The organism is Undibacterium sp. TC9W (assembly GCF_049339865.1).
GTDB lineage: Bacteria > Pseudomonadota > Gammaproteobacteria > Burkholderiales > Burkholderiaceae_D > Undibacterium.
Map to the genome: position 1 here is coordinate 152,210 of NZ_JBMPPJ010000010.1, position 17,814 is coordinate 170,023.

Annotated in this window: 17 protein-coding genes; 6 read left to right on the top strand and 11 right to left on the bottom strand. The window is 52.7% G+C overall.

Translation table 11 applies throughout. The annotated features are described in order from the left end of the window. Positions 1-5 precede the first annotated feature (5 nt). From ACO0LN_RS16160 to ACO0LN_RS16175, 4 genes are all read right to left on the bottom strand, one after another. A complete protein-coding gene (locus ACO0LN_RS16160; protein ID WP_422975525.1) occupies positions 6-605 on the bottom strand; it encodes a M15 family metallopeptidase in 600 nt (199 codons plus the stop codon). 137 nt (positions 606-742) lie between these two features. Further along, positions 743-2,539 (bottom strand): ABC transporter substrate-binding protein, encoded by a 1,797-nt coding sequence (locus tag ACO0LN_RS16165; RefSeq protein WP_422975527.1) that lies wholly within the window; start codon positions 2,537-2,539, stop codon positions 743-745. Then, positions 2,536-3,543: a succinylglutamate desuccinylase/aspartoacylase family protein gene (locus ACO0LN_RS16170; protein ID WP_422975529.1), complete on the bottom strand. Its 1,008-nt coding sequence runs from the start codon at positions 3,541-3,543 to the stop codon at positions 2,536-2,538. Before ACO0LN_RS16170 ends, ACO0LN_RS16165 begins: the two co-directional genes overlap by 4 nt. A gap of 13 nt (positions 3,544-3,556) precedes the next feature. Next, positions 3,557-4,858, bottom strand: coding sequence for an AmpG family muropeptide MFS transporter (locus ACO0LN_RS16175; RefSeq protein WP_422975531.1), 1,302 nt, complete (start codon positions 4,856-4,858; stop codon positions 3,557-3,559). A gap of 221 nt (positions 4,859-5,079) precedes the next feature. Between ACO0LN_RS16175 and ACO0LN_RS16180 the strand changes: the two genes are divergently transcribed. The 3 genes from ACO0LN_RS16180 to ACO0LN_RS16190 are packed head-to-tail and all read left to right on the top strand — an operon-like array spanning position 5,080 to position 7,339. Further along, entirely contained in the window at positions 5,080-6,024 is a 945-nt protein-coding gene (locus tag ACO0LN_RS16180) for an N-acetylglucosamine kinase (RefSeq protein WP_422975533.1), read from the top strand. Next, on the top strand, positions 6,021-6,830 hold the full coding sequence (locus ACO0LN_RS16185) for an N-acetylmuramoyl-L-alanine amidase (RefSeq protein ID WP_422975534.1): 810 nt from the start codon (positions 6,021-6,023) through the stop codon (positions 6,828-6,830). The genes ACO0LN_RS16180 and ACO0LN_RS16185 overlap by 4 nt, the downstream gene beginning before the upstream one ends. Positions 6,831-6,832: 2 nt before the next feature. Continuing rightward, positions 6,833-7,339, top strand: coding sequence for a M15 family metallopeptidase (locus ACO0LN_RS16190; protein WP_422975536.1), 507 nt, complete (start codon positions 6,833-6,835; stop codon positions 7,337-7,339). Here ACO0LN_RS16190 and ACO0LN_RS16195 read toward each other — a convergent pair. The 4 genes from ACO0LN_RS16195 to ACO0LN_RS16210 are packed head-to-tail and all read right to left on the bottom strand — an operon-like array spanning position 7,336 to position 11,099. Next, positions 7,336-8,469 carry an ABC transporter permease gene (locus ACO0LN_RS16195; protein ID WP_422975538.1) on the bottom strand — a complete coding sequence of 378 codons (1,134 nt, stop codon included), beginning with the start codon at positions 8,467-8,469 and terminating at the stop codon, positions 7,336-7,338. The genes ACO0LN_RS16190 and ACO0LN_RS16195 overlap by 4 nt on opposite strands. Further along, on the bottom strand, positions 8,466-9,455 hold the full coding sequence (locus ACO0LN_RS16200) for an ABC transporter ATP-binding protein (RefSeq protein WP_422975540.1): 990 nt from the start codon (positions 9,453-9,455) through the stop codon (positions 8,466-8,468). Before ACO0LN_RS16200 ends, ACO0LN_RS16195 begins: the two co-directional genes overlap by 4 nt. An 8-nt stretch (positions 9,456-9,463) precedes the next feature. Beyond that, positions 9,464-10,462, bottom strand: coding sequence for an HlyD family secretion protein (locus ACO0LN_RS16205; RefSeq protein WP_422975542.1), 999 nt, complete (start codon positions 10,460-10,462; stop codon positions 9,464-9,466). Then, positions 10,455-11,099: a TetR/AcrR family transcriptional regulator gene (locus tag ACO0LN_RS16210; protein ID WP_422975544.1), complete on the bottom strand. Its 645-nt coding sequence runs from the start codon at positions 11,097-11,099 to the stop codon at positions 10,455-10,457. The genes ACO0LN_RS16205 and ACO0LN_RS16210 overlap by 8 nt, the downstream gene beginning before the upstream one ends. 385 nt (positions 11,100-11,484) lie before the next feature. On the opposite strand from ACO0LN_RS16210, the gene ACO0LN_RS16215 reads away from it, so the two are divergent. Continuing rightward, positions 11,485-11,679, top strand: a complete 195-nt coding sequence (locus tag ACO0LN_RS16215; protein WP_422951800.1) for a hypothetical protein — start codon at positions 11,485-11,487, stop codon at positions 11,677-11,679. Between the two features lie 58 nt (positions 11,680-11,737). On the opposite strand, the gene ACO0LN_RS16220 is transcribed toward ACO0LN_RS16215, so the two are convergent. The 3 genes from ACO0LN_RS16220 to ACO0LN_RS16230 form a co-directional block, all read right to left on the bottom strand. Beyond that, entirely contained in the window at positions 11,738-12,604 is an 867-nt protein-coding gene (locus tag ACO0LN_RS16220; protein WP_422975546.1) for an HDOD domain-containing protein, read from the bottom strand. Positions 12,605-12,747: 143 nt separating this feature from the next. Continuing rightward, complete coding sequence (locus ACO0LN_RS16225) at positions 12,748-13,236, bottom strand: CreA family protein (RefSeq protein ID WP_422975548.1); 489 nt, start codon at positions 13,234-13,236, stop codon at positions 12,748-12,750. Positions 13,237-13,291: 55 nt separating this feature from the next. After that, positions 13,292-14,761, bottom strand: coding sequence for an APC family permease (locus tag ACO0LN_RS16230; RefSeq protein ID WP_422975550.1), 1,470 nt, complete (start codon positions 14,759-14,761; stop codon positions 13,292-13,294). 234 nt (positions 14,762-14,995) lie between these two features. Between ACO0LN_RS16230 and ACO0LN_RS16235 the strand changes: the two genes are divergently transcribed. Both ACO0LN_RS16235 and ACO0LN_RS16240 read left to right on the top strand, forming a co-directional pair. Continuing rightward, on the top strand, positions 14,996-15,376 hold the full coding sequence (locus ACO0LN_RS16235) for a DUF2946 family protein (protein ID WP_422975552.1): 381 nt from the start codon (positions 14,996-14,998) through the stop codon (positions 15,374-15,376). Positions 15,377-15,469: 93 nt separating this feature from the next. Beyond that, a complete protein-coding gene (locus ACO0LN_RS16240; protein WP_422975554.1) occupies positions 15,470-17,782 on the top strand; it encodes a TonB-dependent receptor in 2,313 nt (770 codons plus the stop codon). Positions 17,783-17,814 lie beyond the last annotated feature (32 nt).

The following is a 17,814-nucleotide window of genomic DNA, read 5'->3' on the forward strand; positions in this document are numbered from 1 at the left end:
CATCCTCAGTCTATGCGCAAATAAGTTTCACGCACGACCACCGGGTCGCCACAATTGAAATGCCACCATTCGCTATTGATACCTCTGAAACCACCATGCGCCATTGCTGCCCGCAATATGCCACGCTGGTCCAACTGGTGCTGGGTGAGCTGCCCTTCCGCCAGCATTCTTTGTTCCAATGCCGGATGGGATTTTTCTTCGAGGGCGTCAAAGCCACTGCCCATGTCCAGTTCCTTGTCATCAGCATCGATAAGCGTGACATCCACCGCCATGCCAAAGGAGTGGATAGAACCGCGTGCCGGGTCAGCGACATACATGCGCAAGGGTGTGCCATCCAGGTGCTGCCACAGCATTTCCTGCACGCGGTGCGGGCGCAGGGCATCCAGTACCAGGATGCGCAAGTCAGGGTGATGTTCGTGCAACCAGTCTGCCGCAGCCTGCAGCGCCGCTACCGCTTCGCGATGTAGCCAGCTACAGTCAAGATCACCATATAACTCACGGCCGACAAAATTGTCGGCGCCGACATAACGTAAATCGATAACTATGCCGCTGACGGTGTCGAGCCGGCAAAAATCAGGATGATCTGCAATCAATTCACAACGCACACATTCTCCACACAACAGAGTTTTTCATAATCGCAGCATAGGGTGAGTCACCTGCACCTGCCAATGAAAACTTACCGATGACATATAACCAGATGGAATGATCAAGCATTGAACTTCCATCAGGTAATCAATACAAATTATTTTAATACTTTATTACGGGCTGCAACATCCACATCAACATAGCGCCAGCTTGTGAAATCCACCGGATGTCTGTAGAAGTTTTGTAGCCAGGGCTGGGATAAATCTGCCGTTACCGGATGTATGCGCGGCACCCAGGGGCTGTAACCATGCATGAGCTGTGCCATTTGCCGGTAAATAGCCGTTCTCTCCGGGCTATCGCTCAGACGCATGGCTTCTTCATGCAACTTGTTAAAAGCTGGCAGGTTGAAGCGCGAATAATTGGCACGACCAGCATTGGGGCCATACAGGAGCTGATAAAAATTCTCGGCATCGGGAAAATCGGCAATCCAGTTGGCCTCGGTCATCTGCACCTTGCCCAGGCGGGCAGCACGCAAGATTTCAGAATGCTTGTCAGTCTTGAAGCTGACGTGAATGCCAATTGCATCCAGGTTCTTGCGCCAGACTTCATCGCGCAGTCGGCCAGTCGTGCTGGCCAGGCTATGCATTTGCAGATGCAGGGGCTGACCATCAGGCAGATTGCGGTAACCATCTGCCGCGCGCTTATAGCCAAACTTGTCGAGCAAGGCATTGGCCAGCTTCACATCATATTGCACCGGAGTTTTATAATTGGCGTCGTAACCCAGCACATTTGGCGGCAAAGGGGATTGCGCCTGTATCGCCAGTCCCTTCTCCATCAGGGCGATGTCTTCCTTGCTGTCATAACTGAGGGCAATGGCGCGGCGCAGGGCGATTTTCTCCGGGGTATAGCCGCCTATCACCGGGTCTTCCATATTCATCCACATATAAGAAGTTTGCAGCGGCGTGAACAGCGACAGGCGCACCCCCTGCTGCTGCAATGCAGGCTTGAGCTTGCCATCATCGAGCACCATGTTTGACAGTGGTGGTGGCACTTGTTCCAGATAATCGAATTCGTGGTTCAGAAAACCTAGCACGCGCGACTGCTGCTCTTCCATGATCTTGATTTCTACCTTGCTGACACGTGGCAAAGTCTGCCCCGTCAGATTGGCGGCGATTTTCCTGGTGATCTCATCCGTGCCCTGGTCATTGAATACGACTTTGCGGTATTGTGGATTCGCCAGTAACTCTATACGAAAACTGCGTTGCCATTGCCCTAGTATGAAAGGGCCGGTTCCTATGGGGTGATTGCCGACCTGGTTGCCATAAGCCTCGACCACTTCCCTTGCCATGGCACCCGTAGCGGTAGTCGCCAGGATGAACAAAAAATTACTGTCAGGTGCATTCAGGCGCACGCGCAGGGTGTATTTATCCACCGCTTGCAAACCTGGTATGCTGGTTTGCAGATTGAACTCCTGGCCCTTGCCATCTTTGGTGGGCTTGAGTTTTTCATCACCGAGCAACTTGCCTTCAAACATGAACAGCCACGGCGACTTGACCGCAGGGTCATAAATACGCTTGATGCTGTAGATGTAATCTTCTGCCGTTAACTCCCTGGGCTTTCCCTTGAATGCGGGATCAGGTGTAAACATGATACCGGGTTGCAGATGCAGGACATAGGTTTTACCTTGATCCAGTATTTCTGGCATGCTTTTCAGGGTATTTGGCTTGAGTTTGACAGGTCGCGCTAGGTAGTCATAGAGCAGCATGGGTTCAAAAATATTCTCATTGATACTGACGGAGGGTACGTCAGATGCCACTGCCGGGTCGAGGCTGCTCTCTGGTGTCGTCACCAGCACGCGCAAGACTTTTTCAGTGCTGGCTGCAGCATGTACAGGCATCACGCTGACCAGGGCAGACACACCCAGCAATGCGGCACAAAGGAAACGCAAACTCATGCTATCGACTTTCCAGGTTCGGCCAGGGCCAGTCGGGGGTTGGGTTTGGTCAGGTAAAACCATTCTTCACCAGCACTGGCACCTGCGTCAGGGAAGATGATGCGGCCATCCTGATCTGCCCTGACTTCACTACCATCGGCGCGCTTGCCTATCAGCTCGCCTTGTTTCAATTCATCAAAGCTGCGCCACTCGCGCACGAAACTATCGCCATCATGCAATTTGTCGATGACATCATAGATGCGCAGGGCTTCCATCTCTGTCACAGGTTCTGGCGCTGTACCGGCGATCACACCCAGATGGCGCAGGCTGTTGACGATGGCGGCATAAGCCACCGCTGGTGCTTGCGGGTCGAGATGCTGGCCGCATTCCAGCGTCATCGCATAGCCGCCGACTGAGCGCATGTATTCTGTGGTACCCACACCGAACTGTGTATTAGCATTTGCCACGGTTTTGGCATCCGCATCATGCGCCAGCCTCTCCTGTCGGCGTTGCACGCCACGCGCATAAGTGCCCAGCCAGCCATCGACCAGGCGATGTACACCGAGGCGCATGGCCATCGCCAGTTCCTGTTTTTCATGGCTGAATGATTCTATGGGGCCGCGATTATTTTCTGGCCCTATCAGGACAAAGGGCTCACCCTGTCCACGGAAAGAATGCAGATCCAGCAAGACATCATGCTGGGCCATCAGCGGGCACAACCAGTTTGCTACATGGTCTTCAAATTCCTGCACATCTGCTGTCGGTATCAGGCGGCGGTTCAGGTTGCGCTCACCTTCTCTTTGCCCCAGTTTGTAGGCCAGCGGATTGCATACTGGTACCAGCGTCACACGGCCAGCCAGCAATTGCAGACTGCCATCTTCGAGTTCTGCAATGACGCGGCGGATGGCCTGCGTGCCGCAGGTTTCATTGCCATGTACTGCACCAGTGATAATGACACTGCTGCCAGGCTGTGGTGATCTGTAGCTGTTGCTTTGAAAATGATAGGGGTAAGCGGTTTTGTTCATATTTTTTCAGCCTCTATTCAGTTTTTTTGCCAAAGGCCGGATCTACTTTAATGAGGGCGGTCACAACAAAGGTAGGAACGGCAGCGATACATATCCAGACAAAGAAATGGGCATAGCCCAAGTTCTCTTGCAAGCGGCCACTGAACATCCCTGGCAACATCATGCTCAGCGCCATGAAACCCGTACAAATAGCATAATGCGCGGTCTTGTGTTCGCCATCAGCAATCATGATCATATACAGCACATAGGCTGTAAAGCCAAAACCATAACCCATTTGCTCTATAGCGACAGCAGCACCAATCAGATAGATATTGTCTGGCTGCACAAAGGCCAGATAGACATACACCAGATGCGGCACATTGATCGCCAGTGCCATCGGCCACAACATGCGTTTCAAACCAAAACGCGAGATCAGCGCACCACCGGCGAGACCACCTATGGTCAGCGCTATCATGCCCATGGTGCCATACACGATACCAACCGCCTGGGTAGAAAGACCAAGGCCGCCTTTATCGACACTGTCGAGCAAGAACGGTGGTGCCATCTTGACCAGTTGCGCTTCACCAAAGCGATACAACAAAAGGAAAGCTATCGTCAGCAGTATGTTTTTCTTTTTGATGAACTTGCCAAAGATCGTAAAGAAAGTGGCCACTACCTGATTCGGGTCACCATGCGCCGTATCACTGGCAGGACGTGGCAAGGCCCATTTATGGTAGGCAGACAGGCTGATGAACATCACCGCCAGCACGCAAAAGACCACGACCCAGCCAAACCTGGCATCGCCTGTCATGTCACGCAACGTACCAGCCAGATAAACCAGAGCGCCCTGCCCGGTCAGCATGGATATTCTGAAAAACATGCTGCGTACGCCAACAAAAGCCGCCTGCTGATACTGTTCCAGCGCCAGCATATAAAAACCATCCGAGCTGATATCATGCGTGGCCGCACTGAACGCCAGCAACCAGAACACCAGCAGCGTCGCCTGGAAAAAACCTGGCATGGGTATGGTCAGGGCCACCAGCCCAAACATCGCACCTATGACGAGCTCCAGCGTAACAATCCAGAAGCGCTTGGTCTTGAACATATCGACAAAGGGTGACCAGAACGGCTTGATCACAAAAGGCAGATATAACCAGCTTGTATATAATGCAATGTCCGAATTGGAAATATCCAGATTTTTGTACATAATGACGGAAAGTGTCATTACCACGACGTAAGGAATCCCCTGGCTGAAATACAATGAGGGTATCCAGCGCCAGACCCCGCCCGCAGGAACTTCAGGTTTTTTGACTGCAGTAACTGTCTCGCTTGTCATTTTTATCTTTTTCTTGAATGGTAAGGCCTGGATCATCTTCCCAGTAAAATACCGGGATTACGATTGAAATTTTGCTGCTGCTTCATAGCAAAAAGTTATAAGCCGGATGCATCTTTTCATTCGCTGCCAGCGCCAGAAGCGCCCTATGATAAACGAACAACTGCCAGTTATTGCAATTCAGCTCGACGATGTTTCACCAAAATCAACAGAAACCTGTATTCATGTCACCTGACCAGCAAGCGACCTTGGCCCAACAAACCACAGACATTGCGCTAGGCATAGATGCAGGCGGCACACAGACACGCTGGGCTTTGGCGACCCAGGATGAGCAGATCCTTGCCAGCGGCACGGCCGCAGGCCTGACCGCGCTGCAAACAAACAGCCCGGAAGGAAGAGAAGCCGTGCACCAGATATTTGCCAGTCTCGCAGCTGCCACCGGCAGCCATGGCCAGGTAGGCAGCATACGCGCAGGCATCACCGGTTTTGGTGGCGATTCACAAACCCTGCCAGATATGCTGGCTGAGTGCTTTGACTTGAAAAAGCAACATATCCTGGTCAGCAATGATATAGAAATTGCCTATCTTGATATTTTCAAACCCGGCACTGGCTATCTGATCTATGCAGGTACCGGCTCTATCGCGGCGTATATTGATGCCGATGGTGAATTTCATCGGGCTGGTGGCCGTGGTTACCTGCTTGATGATGCCGGAGGCGGCTTCTGGATAGCACGCGAAGCCATCAGCAAGCTCTGGCGTGCCGAAGATGAAAATCCCGGCCAGTGGAAAAATTCAGAAATGGCGATACGTATTTTCAAACTCATCGGCGGCAATGACTGGAATATATCGCGTGACTTTATCTACCATCGCAGCCGTGGTGACATAGGCAAGCTCGCGCTGGCCGTCGCCTCTGCTGCCTACAGTGACCCCGTTGCCATGTCCATCTTGCAAAATGCAGGCAAGGAGCTGGCCCGCCTGGGCATGGCCATGTGTGCCCGTTTTGGCCATAAGCCCATCGCACTTGGTGGCCGTGTGCAAGACCTGCATCCCGCTATCGTAGAATCCCTGCGCCAGAATTTAGCACCCGATATCTCCTTGCGCCAAAGTACTTGCCAGGCACATTTTTCCGCAGCACGGCTCGCTGCCCGACACCTCAAAAACCTACCATGAAAAAAATCACGCTATATAGTTTGTTTACTGCAGTCAGTCTCTTCATCAGTGGCTGTGCCACGGTAGGCCCCATGGGCAAGCTCGATACCACTATTTCTGCCAAGAGCCAGGAAGAACGCGTGCAATTCATCATCCTGCACTACACCGCGCTGGATGAGCCTACCTCCCTCCGGGTGCTCAGCCAGCAAGCTGTCAGCGCCAATTACCTGGTTGGTGATCAAGCCCCAATCAGAGTCTGGCAACTGGTACCGGAAAATCACATGGCCTATCACGCCGGTCTCAGTGAATGGAAAGGCTATAGCCGTCTGAATGCCAGTTCCATAGGCATAGAAATCGTCAATCTCGGTTTCAAGGATACGCCAGAAGGCAGGATTTACTTCCCCTTCCCGCAAGCCCAGATAGACCGCGTGATCGCCCTCGTCAAGGACATCTCGGCACGCTACCAGATACGCCCTGAATACATACTTGGCCATTCCGACATCGCCCCGATGCGCAAGTCAGACCCTGGCCCGCTCTTCCCATGGAAGCAACTGGCCGATGCTGGCCTGATCCCCTGGCCCAAGGCAGACGAAGTTGCACAACGCATGACAGCTTATGAGTTGCAGCTACCGGACATCAAATGGTTCCAGCAAAAGCTTGCGCAATACGGCTATGGCATCCCACAAACCGGACTGCTCGATGAAACCACCCGCAGTGTGCTGGTGGCATTCCAGACCAAGTACAGGCCAGCAAAATTTGACGGCATGCCGGATGCAGAAACCGCCGCCATGCTCGATACCCTGCTTGCTAATCTGAAGGCAAAATAAACATGGTCGTCAGCCAGGCTGCAAACTTCATCATCCCACCGCAACTGCTGGAACAGCGCGGCCTGCTATTGCAGCAAGAAGCCATAGAACTGGTACTGGCAGAAAATGGCGAAGATGGCAGGCAATACCTGCTGACACCTGCCACCAATCTGGCCTGGCAAGCCATGAAGGCTGCCGCCAGCGAGGATGGAATAGCACTGCTGATGATCTCCGCCTTCCGCAGCATCGCCAGACAAACTGAGATCATCAGCGACAAACTGGCTGAGGGTCAGCAACTGCAAGACATATTACTGGTCTGCGCCCCACCCGGCTACAGCGAACACCACACTGGCCGCGCGATAGACATCGCCACCCCAGAAGACCCGGAGCTGGAAATTTCTTTTGACACCACGGCAGCATTTGCGTGGCTGCAAAATAATGCAGGGCGATTTGGCTTTCACATGTCTTACCCGCCAGGGAATACCAGCGGGTTTCAGTATGAGCCCTGGCATTGGTGTTTTCAATCTTAATCCAAAGTCTGCCTGTACCTCTTCAAAGCCACAAACCCCGCCAGCAGCAAGAACACCAGCATCGGCCACAATTCTGGCGTGAGCTGGCCTGCGGTATTGCCTTTCAATAAAATACCCCGCACGATGCGCAGGAAATGCGTCAATGGCAGGGCTTCGCCTATGGCTTGTGCCCATTCCGGCATGGCGCGGAAAGGGAACATGAAACCGGACAGCAGCATCGATGGCAGGAAGAAAAAGAAGGTCATCTGCATCGCTTGCAACTGGTTCTTCGCTATCGTCGAAAAGGTAAAACCGACTGCGAGATTGGCGAGGATGAAAACGCCTATCATGCTCATGAGCAGGCTGAAGCTGCCCATCATGGGCACTTCAAATAACAGAAAGGCGGCGCTGATGATGACACTGAGTTGTATGTAACCGATCAGCACATAGGGCAGGATTTTGCCGACCATGACTTCTGCCGGGCGCACTGGCGTTGCCAGCAGGTTTTCCATGGTGCCGCGCTCACGTTCACGTGTCATGGCCAGTGATGTCAGCATGACCATGGTCATGGTGAGTATGGTGCCGATCAGGCCGGGCACGATGTTATAGCGTGACAGGCCCTCGGGATTATAGCGACGGTGCACGCGCACCTCATAAGCTGGCGTGGCGGTTTGCAGGTATTGCAAAGGGCCTTTGAGATCGTGATGCAAGGCCTGGGTGGCGATGACATTCAGAGCGGCAATCGCATTGCCGGAAGCTGAAGGATCGGTCGCATCAACGGAGATCAGCAAGGCTGGTTTTTCGCCGCGCACCAGTTGCTGGGTGAATTGTGGCGGTATCACCAGCATGAATTGTATTTTGCCGGTTTCGAGCAAAGTCTCTGCCTCTTGTTCACTCTGGCCTACCGAGTCGATACGGAAGTAGCCTGTATTTTGCATGGCAACGACAAAGCTGCGTGCCATGGGGCTGTTGTCTGTACTGACTACGGCAGTTGGCAAACCTTTGGGGTCGGTATTAATCGCATAGCCAAACAGGATGAGTTGCAGGATAGGGATGCCGACTGCCATTGCAAAGGTCAGACGGTCGCGCAACATTTGCTGGAATTCTTTGATAAAGATGGCGAACATGCGGGCCAGCGAAAACTGCTTCATGCCTTCACCTTTTGACGTATTTTCTGTATTTGCTGAATATCATCTTTAGAAAAATTATCAGGTGCACTGGCGATCAGGCTGATGAAGACATCTTCCAGATTCGCAGCACTCGGCGTGATCTGTATATTGGCTTGATGCCTTATGCCGTCGAGTGCCTGCAAGACCAAGTCCTCGTCCAGCCCGGCGACGTGGACGGCATTGCCGAATGCGGCGACACTCAATACCCCAGGTGCCGACTTCAATGGCTCAAGTAAAGTACCCAGTTGCTCACCTTGCAGGGTCCAGACCTTGAGTTTGGAGTCACGTATGATTTCTGCCTCGGTGCCACGAGCCAGTATTTTGCCGTAGGCGATATAGCAAAGTTCATGGCAGCGTTCTGCTTCATCCATGTAATGGGTGGACACCAGCACTGTGATGCCCTGGTCAGCCAGCAAATGAATCTGGTCCCAAAAATCGCGACGCGCCTTGGGATCAACGCCAGCCGTTGGTTCATCCAGCAAGAGCAGACGTGGTTCATGAATCAGGCAGGCAGCCAGTGCCAGTCGCTGCTTCCAGCCACCAGACAATGATCCTGCCAGTTGCTGCTGCCGAGCTGTCAGGCCCAGCCTTTCAAGAGAAAGATCAACTGCATTTTTCCTGTTGGACAGCTCAAACAGGCGCGCCACGAAATCGAGGTTCTGGCGTATCGACAGATCATCATACAGACCAAACTTTTGCGTCATATAACCGACCTGGCGCTTGATCTGTTCTGCCTGTTTGATGATATCCAGACCAAGGCAGGAGCCCGTACCAGCATCGGGCGTCAGCAAGCCACAGAGCATGCGTATGGTGGTGGTCTTGCCGCTGCCGTTTGGCCCCAGAAAACCGCAGATACGGCCTTTGGCAACTTGCAGTTCGACCTTATCGACCACCGCACGACCACCATAGAATTTGCTCAGGCCATGGACATTGATGGCCAGATTTCCCGTATCAACGCCGGTATTCATTGCGGCATTCACTGTGTTTTTCCTGCGCCTGTTACCGCAGACAATAGCGACACGTCCAGAGGCTGACCGGGATGTAGCAAGAGTTTGCCGGGCTGATCAGGCTTGGCCTCGACCATGAATACCAGTTTGGCTCTTTGTGCATTTGAATAAATCACGGGCGGTGTGTATTCAGCCTGGCTGGCGATGCGGGAGATGTGGGCAGGTACAGATGCTGAGCAACCATCGCAATGCAGGCTGACTGCCTGACCAACAGCGATCTTGCCCAACTCAGCTTCCGGCACAAAGAACCGGGCTTTGCGGTTTTCTGGCGGTAGCAGCGACAATACCGGCTGGCCCGCTTGTACATATTCGCCCTGACGGAAAAACACTTCTGCCACCTGCGCATTTGCAGGTGCGTTTTGTGATTTTTGTGCTGAGCGCCAGGTCGTCTGGCGCAAGGCTTCTTTTGCGGCATCGGCACTGGCCTGGGCAGCGGCGCGTTCATCTACGCGTGCTGGCAGCTTGGCGACAATCAATGCGGCGTTCAGTTCTGCTACGCGGGCTTCCGCGAGTTTGACATTGGTTTGCGCATCGTCCATGCGGGATTTGGAGACAAAGCCCTGCCCCACCAGTTGCTGCTGGCGTGCCAGTTCCTGTCTTGCCAGAGCGGCTTGTGCCTGCGCACTTGTCAATTGTGCCTGGGTGACTGCGATCTCTTCTGCGCGCCTGCCTTTTTCTGTATTGCTGGCCTGTGCCTGTGCGCTCGTAAGTCGGGCACTGGCTTCGTCATGGGCAGCATTTTCAGCTTCGGCATCAAGGGCAAACAGCGGGCTATCCTTGTTGACTTGCTGGCCTGCCTGTACTTTGATGCTGTCGAGTTTGCCGCCCAACGGTGCAGAGATATAGACATACTCGCCTTCTGCATAGCCTGACCAGGCGGTGGAGGTATTTTCATTGCAGGCTGCCAGCATGAATACCACTGCAAGTGTCAATGACAATACTGCTGCGGGTTTGCATTTTTTATACACGGCGTAACTCCTCATTCGTTGCAGCCAGGGCATACAGGGCACGATTGACGCGGTCGGCAATGGCGGCATCGCTTAATACCTGGCTTAAAGGTTCTTGCAGCATGGCTGGCACAAAGCCCATATCCAGAGCACGCGGAACGATCACCATGGGCGCGGCAACACTGGCCATCAAGAACGCCAGGGCATGGGTGGGCGGCGCCATGGCAATCTCGCCAGCCTGCATGGCCTGCATCAGCAAACCGGTAATCAGCAATACATGACGAGAACCATTTTTTTCGAGAAACTGCCTGGCGACTTTTTCGCCCATGGCAGCATCGGCCCAGACCCGGCCTATCCAGCCACCATGTTCACGCAATAAACGACCCAGCAAATACAACGCCTCACGCAGAAGCTGTACGGGCGAACCTTCATGGTTCACCTCAGCCTGCAATTGCACAAACACTTCGTCGTACATGGTTTGCAGCAACTGCGTCAAGAAATTATCTTTATTCTTGAAGTGATAATGGAACATGCCTACGTTCACGCCTGCATGCTCCGCCAGCATGCGCAGGGACAAGCCGCCACAGCCATGCTGAGCAAACAGCGTGCGCCCGCTTTGCAATAAAACTTCGTCAAGTTGTTGTGAAGGACGTGCCATATTTCTGTTCGCCAATAATTATTATGCAGTTGACTAATAATTGAAGTTTGCAGGCGCACGAACGCCAAGTCAAGCGTTTTTTGGGCGTTGGCAAATGCTTATTTTTAAATGAGCAAGAAATGTGAGGTCTGAGCAGTGCGATGCGCGGCGATCAATATCTCCCTCGATTCATCGCCTGCAAACGCATTCCGATACTAGAAAATTGCACTTCGTCGCCTGCTACTGGCGGCCAATATGGCGACGGCCTAAAGTGCAATCACTCCCACCCGAATTGAAAGGAAATATCATGAACATCACAGCAAACATGGACGGCGTCGTCATCGCCACTATCGCTCTGGTTATCCTGAGCAGCCTGTTGCGCGCCATCATCGCTTAAGGAAAAATGATGCTAGGCTTTTTGATCTGGATTATCTTGTTTGTACTTTGCTGGCCGCTTGCCATACTGGCCCTGGTGTTGTACCCACTGGTGTGGCTAGTGTTGCTGCCCTTCAGAATATTAGGCATAGCGGTGACTGGCGTATTTGAGTTATTGCGGGCTATCTTTATGTTGCCGGCCAACCTGTTAAAAAGCCGTCCATGAGCGGACGGCTTTTAGCTGGTAAATGAGCAAGCTGCCAACTGTTAGCAGTTAATGCAGGCTAATGCGCATGGTTGAATAATTCGTGCAACTCTTCAAACCTGTCTTCGACTTCATCGGCAGACAAGCCCAAAAATTCACAGGCAGCTGCGCCACCTTTTTCCCACTCACAAGAAAATTCTTGCCCATGGTATTTTTGTATTCCATATTCGGCAAGCAGGGCCAGGGCGATCAGGCTTTTGACTGAATCTTCGGTATTGGCGTCATGCAAAACACTATAGTCATGATGCAAAAGTATCGCCAAAGATACGCTCTCAGGCAAACCCCAGGTACGCGCCATCAGAGAACCTATGGCTGTATGCGAGGTGGTATGACGCTGTTCTTCGATGACAGTAAAGGCTTCGCGTGTTTCCTGATTTGCCAGATCCAGAGTCTCGTTGTAATCAGGGAAACGTTCCAGCAACAAGGGTATGCCTATGTCGCAAAACAGGCCAAAGGTATGGGCCTGATCAGGCGGGCAAACACGCATGCGCCTGGCCAGTTGTGTCATGGCTTGCGCACGCTTGGTAGAAAAATCCCAGAATTTGACGAGGGAGATTTTCTCAACCTGTATGCTTTGCCGGGCAATAATGCCCGTCATCAAATTACCGCACTGGGTAATACCCAACAGATTGACAGCATGCTCGACCGATTTTGCTTTGAGGCGCAAGCCAAAGAAAGACGAATTGGCGAGCTTCAATAATGATGCAGACATCGCCACATCATTGGCAATGATGCCAGTCAATTTGCGAGGGTCAGGATCATTGGCGGCAAGCTCTGCCTGCACGTCGGCCAGCAAGCTGGGACGTGGCGGTATGCGTATCGTCTTGACGAGCGCATCAACGGATTGTTCAGTGGTCAGCCTGGGGGCTGCAGCAGAGCTTGTCATAATAATACGGTTGATACACCAGGAAGAGATAAGACTTACAGGCTGCTATTGTAAGCGTAAATCATTGCTGGATAGAAAAACCCAAACATTTTTTACATATCAAGCCCTGTCTGCTTTCCAGACATACTTCCCGGAATCCCGGACTATTTGACAGGGATGGGTGTACTGCGATCTACTGGAACAGCCGTCACACTATTCTTCGGTGAGCCATCTATCAGTTTGTCGGAATAAGTCAGATACACCAGCGCATTGCGCTTTTGATCGACCATGCGGACTATGCGCAGCTTTTTGAACAGGATAGACAGGCTTTGACTAAAGACTTCATCCTGCTGCTTAAGCTGACCATTAAAACTGATGGGACCAACCTGGCGGCAGGCAATCGAGGCTTCAGATTTGTCTTCTGCCAGGCCCAGGCCGCCGGAAATACCACCCGTTTTGGCGCGTGAGATATAGCAGGTGACACCATTTACTTTAGGATCATCATAAGCCTCCACCACGACCTTATGGTCAGGGCCGATGAGTTTGAAGGCCGTATCGACACTGCCGACGTTTTCTGCCGAGGCAACGGCACTGCATGCGGAGAAAGCGGTAAAGGTAGCTACAGCGGCAAAACTTAAAGATGGCAGTTTCATAATCTCGCTCTTTTCCTGAAGACGCCACAAACCGGGCGCCTCAGGAATATCAGGCTTATTGCTGTTTATTCAAGTGTGAATGGGCTCTGCTGTACAGGAAATAGATCACGATCGCGACCGCCATCCAGATAAAGAACACATGGTAAGTCGTTGCCGACAAATCTTTGAGGATATACAGGCAAGCCATTATGCTCATGCCCGGTATCAGATAAGGGCCGAAAGGCACGCGGAAACCGCCCGCTTCGTCACCCAGCTTTTGCCTGCGTATCACAGGCACGGCAACCGAAACCACCATGAAGGCGACCAGGGTACCCATACTGACCATATCCCACAGGAAGGTCGAATCAACCAGACCAGCCACGATACCTACCAAGACACACACCATGATGGTATTGCTGACAGGTGTACGGGTGCGCGCATGCACACGCTGGAAGGAGCTTGGGATCAAGCCATCTTTACTGATCGCAAACAAGATCCGGCTCTGGCCATAAATAGTCACCAGGGTCACGCTGAATACCGAGATCACAGCACCAGCAGACAATATCAATGCAGGCCAGGCTTTGCCCGTGACGTTTTGCAAGATCACTGCCAGACCAGCTTCCTGGCCTTCAAACATTTTGGCAGGTTGGGCACCAACCGCGGCGACTGCCACCAGCAAATAAAATACCGTCACGACGACCAGCGCCGCCATGATACCGAGCGGAACATTACGCTTGGGGTTCTTGACCTCAGCACCAGCAGTTGCCACCGTATCAAGACCGATAAAGGAAAAGAATACCGTACCGGCAGCAGCCGTTACGCCAGCCATACCGGCCAGCCCCTTGCTGTTGTCAGTATTAAAGAAAGGTGTGAAATGCTCGGCATTAAAACCGGAGAATGCCACGATGGCAAAGAAAGTCAGAATCACCAGCTTGATCATGACCATGACGGCATTTACCGTCGCAGATTCCTTGGCACCGCGTAGCAAGAGTACGCAGCAAATCGCCACCAGCACCATCGGTGGCAGATTAAATTGTCCTGCATGAAACTCGACGCCATTGGCACCCGCAACAATCATGGGTGAACGCAGCATTTCAGGTATCTGCCAGCCAAGGGCATTGGTCAGGAAATTATTCAGATAGGCAGACCAGCCTATCGCCGTGGCACTGGCTGCCAGGCCATATTCCAGCAATAAACAGGCGGCAACAATGAAGGCACCAAATTCACCAACCGTTGCATAAGCATAAGAATACGAAGAACCGGAAGCCGGGATGCGGGAAGACAACTCGGAATAGCACAGTGCAGTCAAGCCGGCTGTAATCGCCGCGATGATGAAAGACAAAATGACCGAGGGACCAGCCTTGGGCACCGCCTCTACCATAGTAAAGAAAATACCTGTACCGATGGTAGAACCCACACCTATCATGGTCAGGGAAAACAAACCCAGTGAGCGATGCAGGCTATGGCCCTGATCGTCCGTCACTTGTTCGCTATGGTCTATGGGCTTGGTGCGGGTCAGTTGCTGACCCAGGCTAACTTGTCTCAAGATCTATCCTTCTGCTTATGCCAAATACCTGTTGAGTAAAGGAGCTGATGCCTGGCTATCATCCGGACCAAGGTCCAGGTTCAGCTGTCTGCCATTGTGCGGCCCAGGCCAGGCTTGCCCCGAAAAACGCCATGATAGCCCCAAATTTGCCTGCCTTGATGTCAGTCTGCTTATTTTTCCTGACTTCCAACAGCAGATTTATAGCAGAACAGAAGGGTGGTACAATTCCGCCCCATGTCCGCCCAACATATTTCCCTGTCGTGTTTTCGCCACCTGGTACGCGCAGTACTTCTTATGTATGTACTGACGCTGGGTGTCGCCATGGCATCTTCTGTGGTGAAATCCGGTCAGCAGGGCATGAATCTGATCTGTACCAGTACCGGCTATAAATTCATCAAAGCGGACGGCAGCGGTGTCAAAGAGACTGGCAAGAGCATGACGCACATGCTTGATTGCTCCATGTGTCTGGCAGCCAGTTTGCCTGCCAGCTTCCCGCAAACCACGGTTTTTGCTGCACCCCACGCTCTTTCCTACGCTACCCGCTCCATACCCGCTGCACGCCTGGCATCAATTGTTGCAGCACCTTTACCTGCACGCGGGCCGCCTGCTATCTAAAAAATTGAATTAGTTCAAACCGGCCATGCCTCCTGCACTGGCAAGTTTGCTTTGCGCATTTACATGCGCGTTCCAATTTTTAGATTATCATATATGTCTCCTTTACGCCCTTTGCGCTTGCGCGCATTGACAGCGGCGCTGACTGCCGCCTTCCCTTTGTCTTTATCTTTATTACCAGCTACTGCCTTCGCAATTGAAGCAATAGAAAATGCCACCCAGGCCGAACGCGTCATCATCAATGGTGACCGCCCATCCTCACTGCCCAAGGAAATCCCTACCACCATAGAAGGCATCAATGCCAAAACCATGGAGCAGACCATCAATGCCATCGATGCAGAAGATGCCCTGAAATACCTGCCCAGCCTGCTGGTGCGCAAACGTTATGTGGGCGACTACAACCATGCTGTACTGGCGACCCGGGCATCCGGGACAGGCAATAGTGCGCGCTCCATGGTGTATGCCGATGGCATCTTGCTGTCTAACCTGCTGGGCAATGGTGCAGCATTCACGCCACGCTGGGGCCTCGTGACACCGGAAGAAATCGAGCGCGTGGATGTGCTGTACGGCCCCTTCTCCGCTGCCTATGCCGGTAACTCTGCCGGTGCCGTAGTCGATTATGTGACGCGCATGCCCAAGCAATTTGAAGCCCATGCCAAACTGGTAGGTTTTAGCGAGAACTTCCAGCAATATGGCACCGACAAAAGCTATAGTGGCAAGCAGCTCAGCGCCAGTCTTGGTAATAAACAGGGGGCATTTTCCTGGTGGCTGAATGTGAACCAGCTTGATAGCGATGGCCACCCTATCGCCTTTGCCAACAAACTGACCTCAACTGGCGTCAGCAGCAACGCAGGCACAGCCGTGACGGGTGCCATTGCCGACAAGAACCCGCAAGGTCTGGACTGGTGGATACTGGGTGCGACAGGTCAATACCACACCACGCAAGACCATGCCAAGATCAAACTGGCATACGACTTTAGCCCGACTCTGCGTGCGAGTTACACCTTTGGCTACTGGCGCAACAATATGAACAGCGGCGTAGAAAGCTATTTGCGCGATGCTGCAGGCAATGCGGTATATAGCGGCGACATCAATATCGCAGGTAAAAAATATACCCTGGCCCCTACCGATATGTCGAACAGCAAAAACCAGCTTGAACATATCACCCATGGCCTGAACCTCAGGAGCAATACCAAAGGCGAGTTTGACTGGGAAGTGGCAGCCAGCCTGTATGACTACAACAAGGACATCGTCCGCGCACCGACAGTGGCGATCCCGCAGGCCAACGGCGGTGGCAATGGCCGGATTACAGATGGAGCAGGCACAGGCTGGAACACCCTGGCATTGAAAGGCATCTGGCGACCGACAGCAGAACACACTGCCGAATTTGGCTACCAGCGCGAGGCTTATCAAATGCGTACCCTGGTGTCGGATACGGATGACTGGATCAATGGCGCTGCAGCCAAACGCTTCTCTGCCTTCCAGGGCAATACCCAATTGCAAAGCCTGTATGCGCAAGATGCCTGGCGTATCAATCCGCAATGGAAAGCCATTGTTGGCGGCCGCTTGGAGCAATGGCAGGCAGATCGTGGAGCCATTTCATCAGCGACCAGCACCCTGCCCTTTGCTGAACGTAAGGAAAATTATTTCTCGCCCAAGGCAGCAATCGCCTTCAAAGCCAATGATGACTGGACCCTGAAGGCATCAGCAGGTCGTGCGGTGCGCATGCCTACCGTCTCTGAACTTTACCAGGGCAGCATTTCCACCACTGCCATCGTCAACAATGACCCCAACCTGAAACCAGAAAAATCCTGGACTACGGAATGGACGGCAGAACGGACGCTGAATGATGGCAAAGGTTTTCTGCGTACTACCCTGTTCCATGAAAGAACCAGGGATGCGCTGTATTCACAAGTGAACACCCTGGTCACGCCGAATGTGACGAATATCCAGAACGTCGATGAAATCCATACGACAGGGCTGGAGCTCGCCTACCAGGCTAGCGATGTATTTACCCGTGGGCTGGATTTGATAGCCAGCCTCACGTATGCCAATTCTGAAATAACGCGTAATGACAAGTTCCCCGCCAGCGTTGGTAAATGGCAGCCGCGCGTGCCAGCCTGGCGCGCCAATTTTGTCATCAGCTACCGCCCTGACGACAAGCTCAGCACCACGCTGGGTTTGCGCTACAGCGGCAAGCAATATGGCTCACTCGATAACAGCGACAGCAATGCCTTTACTTATCAGGGCTTTTCCAGTTTTGTGGTCGCTGATGTGCGCGTGCGCTATCAATTGGCCAGGCAATGGGTGGCCTCGGTTGGCATAGATAATTTGAATAATAAAAAATACTGGGCCTTTCACCCCTACACGCAACGCAGTGTCGTAGGTGAATTGAAGTTTGATTTTTAAACTGAATTAAACCAAAGGCGCTGTGGCTTTAT

Coding starts and splice junctions, on each gene's coding strand:
- ACO0LN_RS16165 (WP_422975527.1), bottom strand. CDS start 2,539: ATGAGTTTGCGTTTCCTTTGTGCCGCATTGCTGGGTGTGTCTGCCCTG.
- ACO0LN_RS16185 (WP_422975534.1), top strand. CDS start 6,021: ATGAAAAAAATCACGCTATATAGTTTGTTTACTGCAGTCAGTCTCTTC.
- ACO0LN_RS16225 (WP_422975548.1), bottom strand. CDS start 13,236: ATGAAACTGCCATCTTTAAGTTTTGCCGCTGTAGCTACCTTTACCGCT.
- ACO0LN_RS16200 (WP_422975540.1), bottom strand. CDS start 9,455: ATGAATACCGGCGTTGATACGGGAAATCTGGCCATCAATGTCCATGGC.
- ACO0LN_RS16190 (WP_422975536.1), top strand. CDS start 6,833: ATGGTCGTCAGCCAGGCTGCAAACTTCATCATCCCACCGCAACTGCTG.
- ACO0LN_RS16240 (WP_422975554.1), top strand. CDS start 15,470: ATGTCTCCTTTACGCCCTTTGCGCTTGCGCGCATTGACAGCGGCGCTG.
- ACO0LN_RS16220 (WP_422975546.1), bottom strand. CDS start 12,604: ATGACAAGCTCTGCTGCAGCCCCCAGGCTGACCACTGAACAATCCGTT.
- ACO0LN_RS16170 (WP_422975529.1), bottom strand. CDS start 3,543: ATGAACAAAACCGCTTACCCCTATCATTTTCAAAGCAACAGCTACAGA.
- ACO0LN_RS16175 (WP_422975531.1), bottom strand. CDS start 4,858: ATGACAAGCGAGACAGTTACTGCAGTCAAAAAACCTGAAGTTCCTGCG.
- ACO0LN_RS16180 (WP_422975533.1), top strand. CDS start 5,080: ATGTCACCTGACCAGCAAGCGACCTTGGCCCAACAAACCACAGACATT.
- ACO0LN_RS16215 (WP_422951800.1), top strand. CDS start 11,485: ATGCTAGGCTTTTTGATCTGGATTATCTTGTTTGTACTTTGCTGGCCG.
- ACO0LN_RS16210 (WP_422975544.1), bottom strand. CDS start 11,099: ATGGCACGTCCTTCACAACAACTTGACGAAGTTTTATTGCAAAGCGGG.
- ACO0LN_RS16235 (WP_422975552.1), top strand. CDS start 14,996: ATGTCCGCCCAACATATTTCCCTGTCGTGTTTTCGCCACCTGGTACGC.
- ACO0LN_RS16195 (WP_422975538.1), bottom strand. CDS start 8,469: ATGAAGCAGTTTTCGCTGGCCCGCATGTTCGCCATCTTTATCAAAGAA.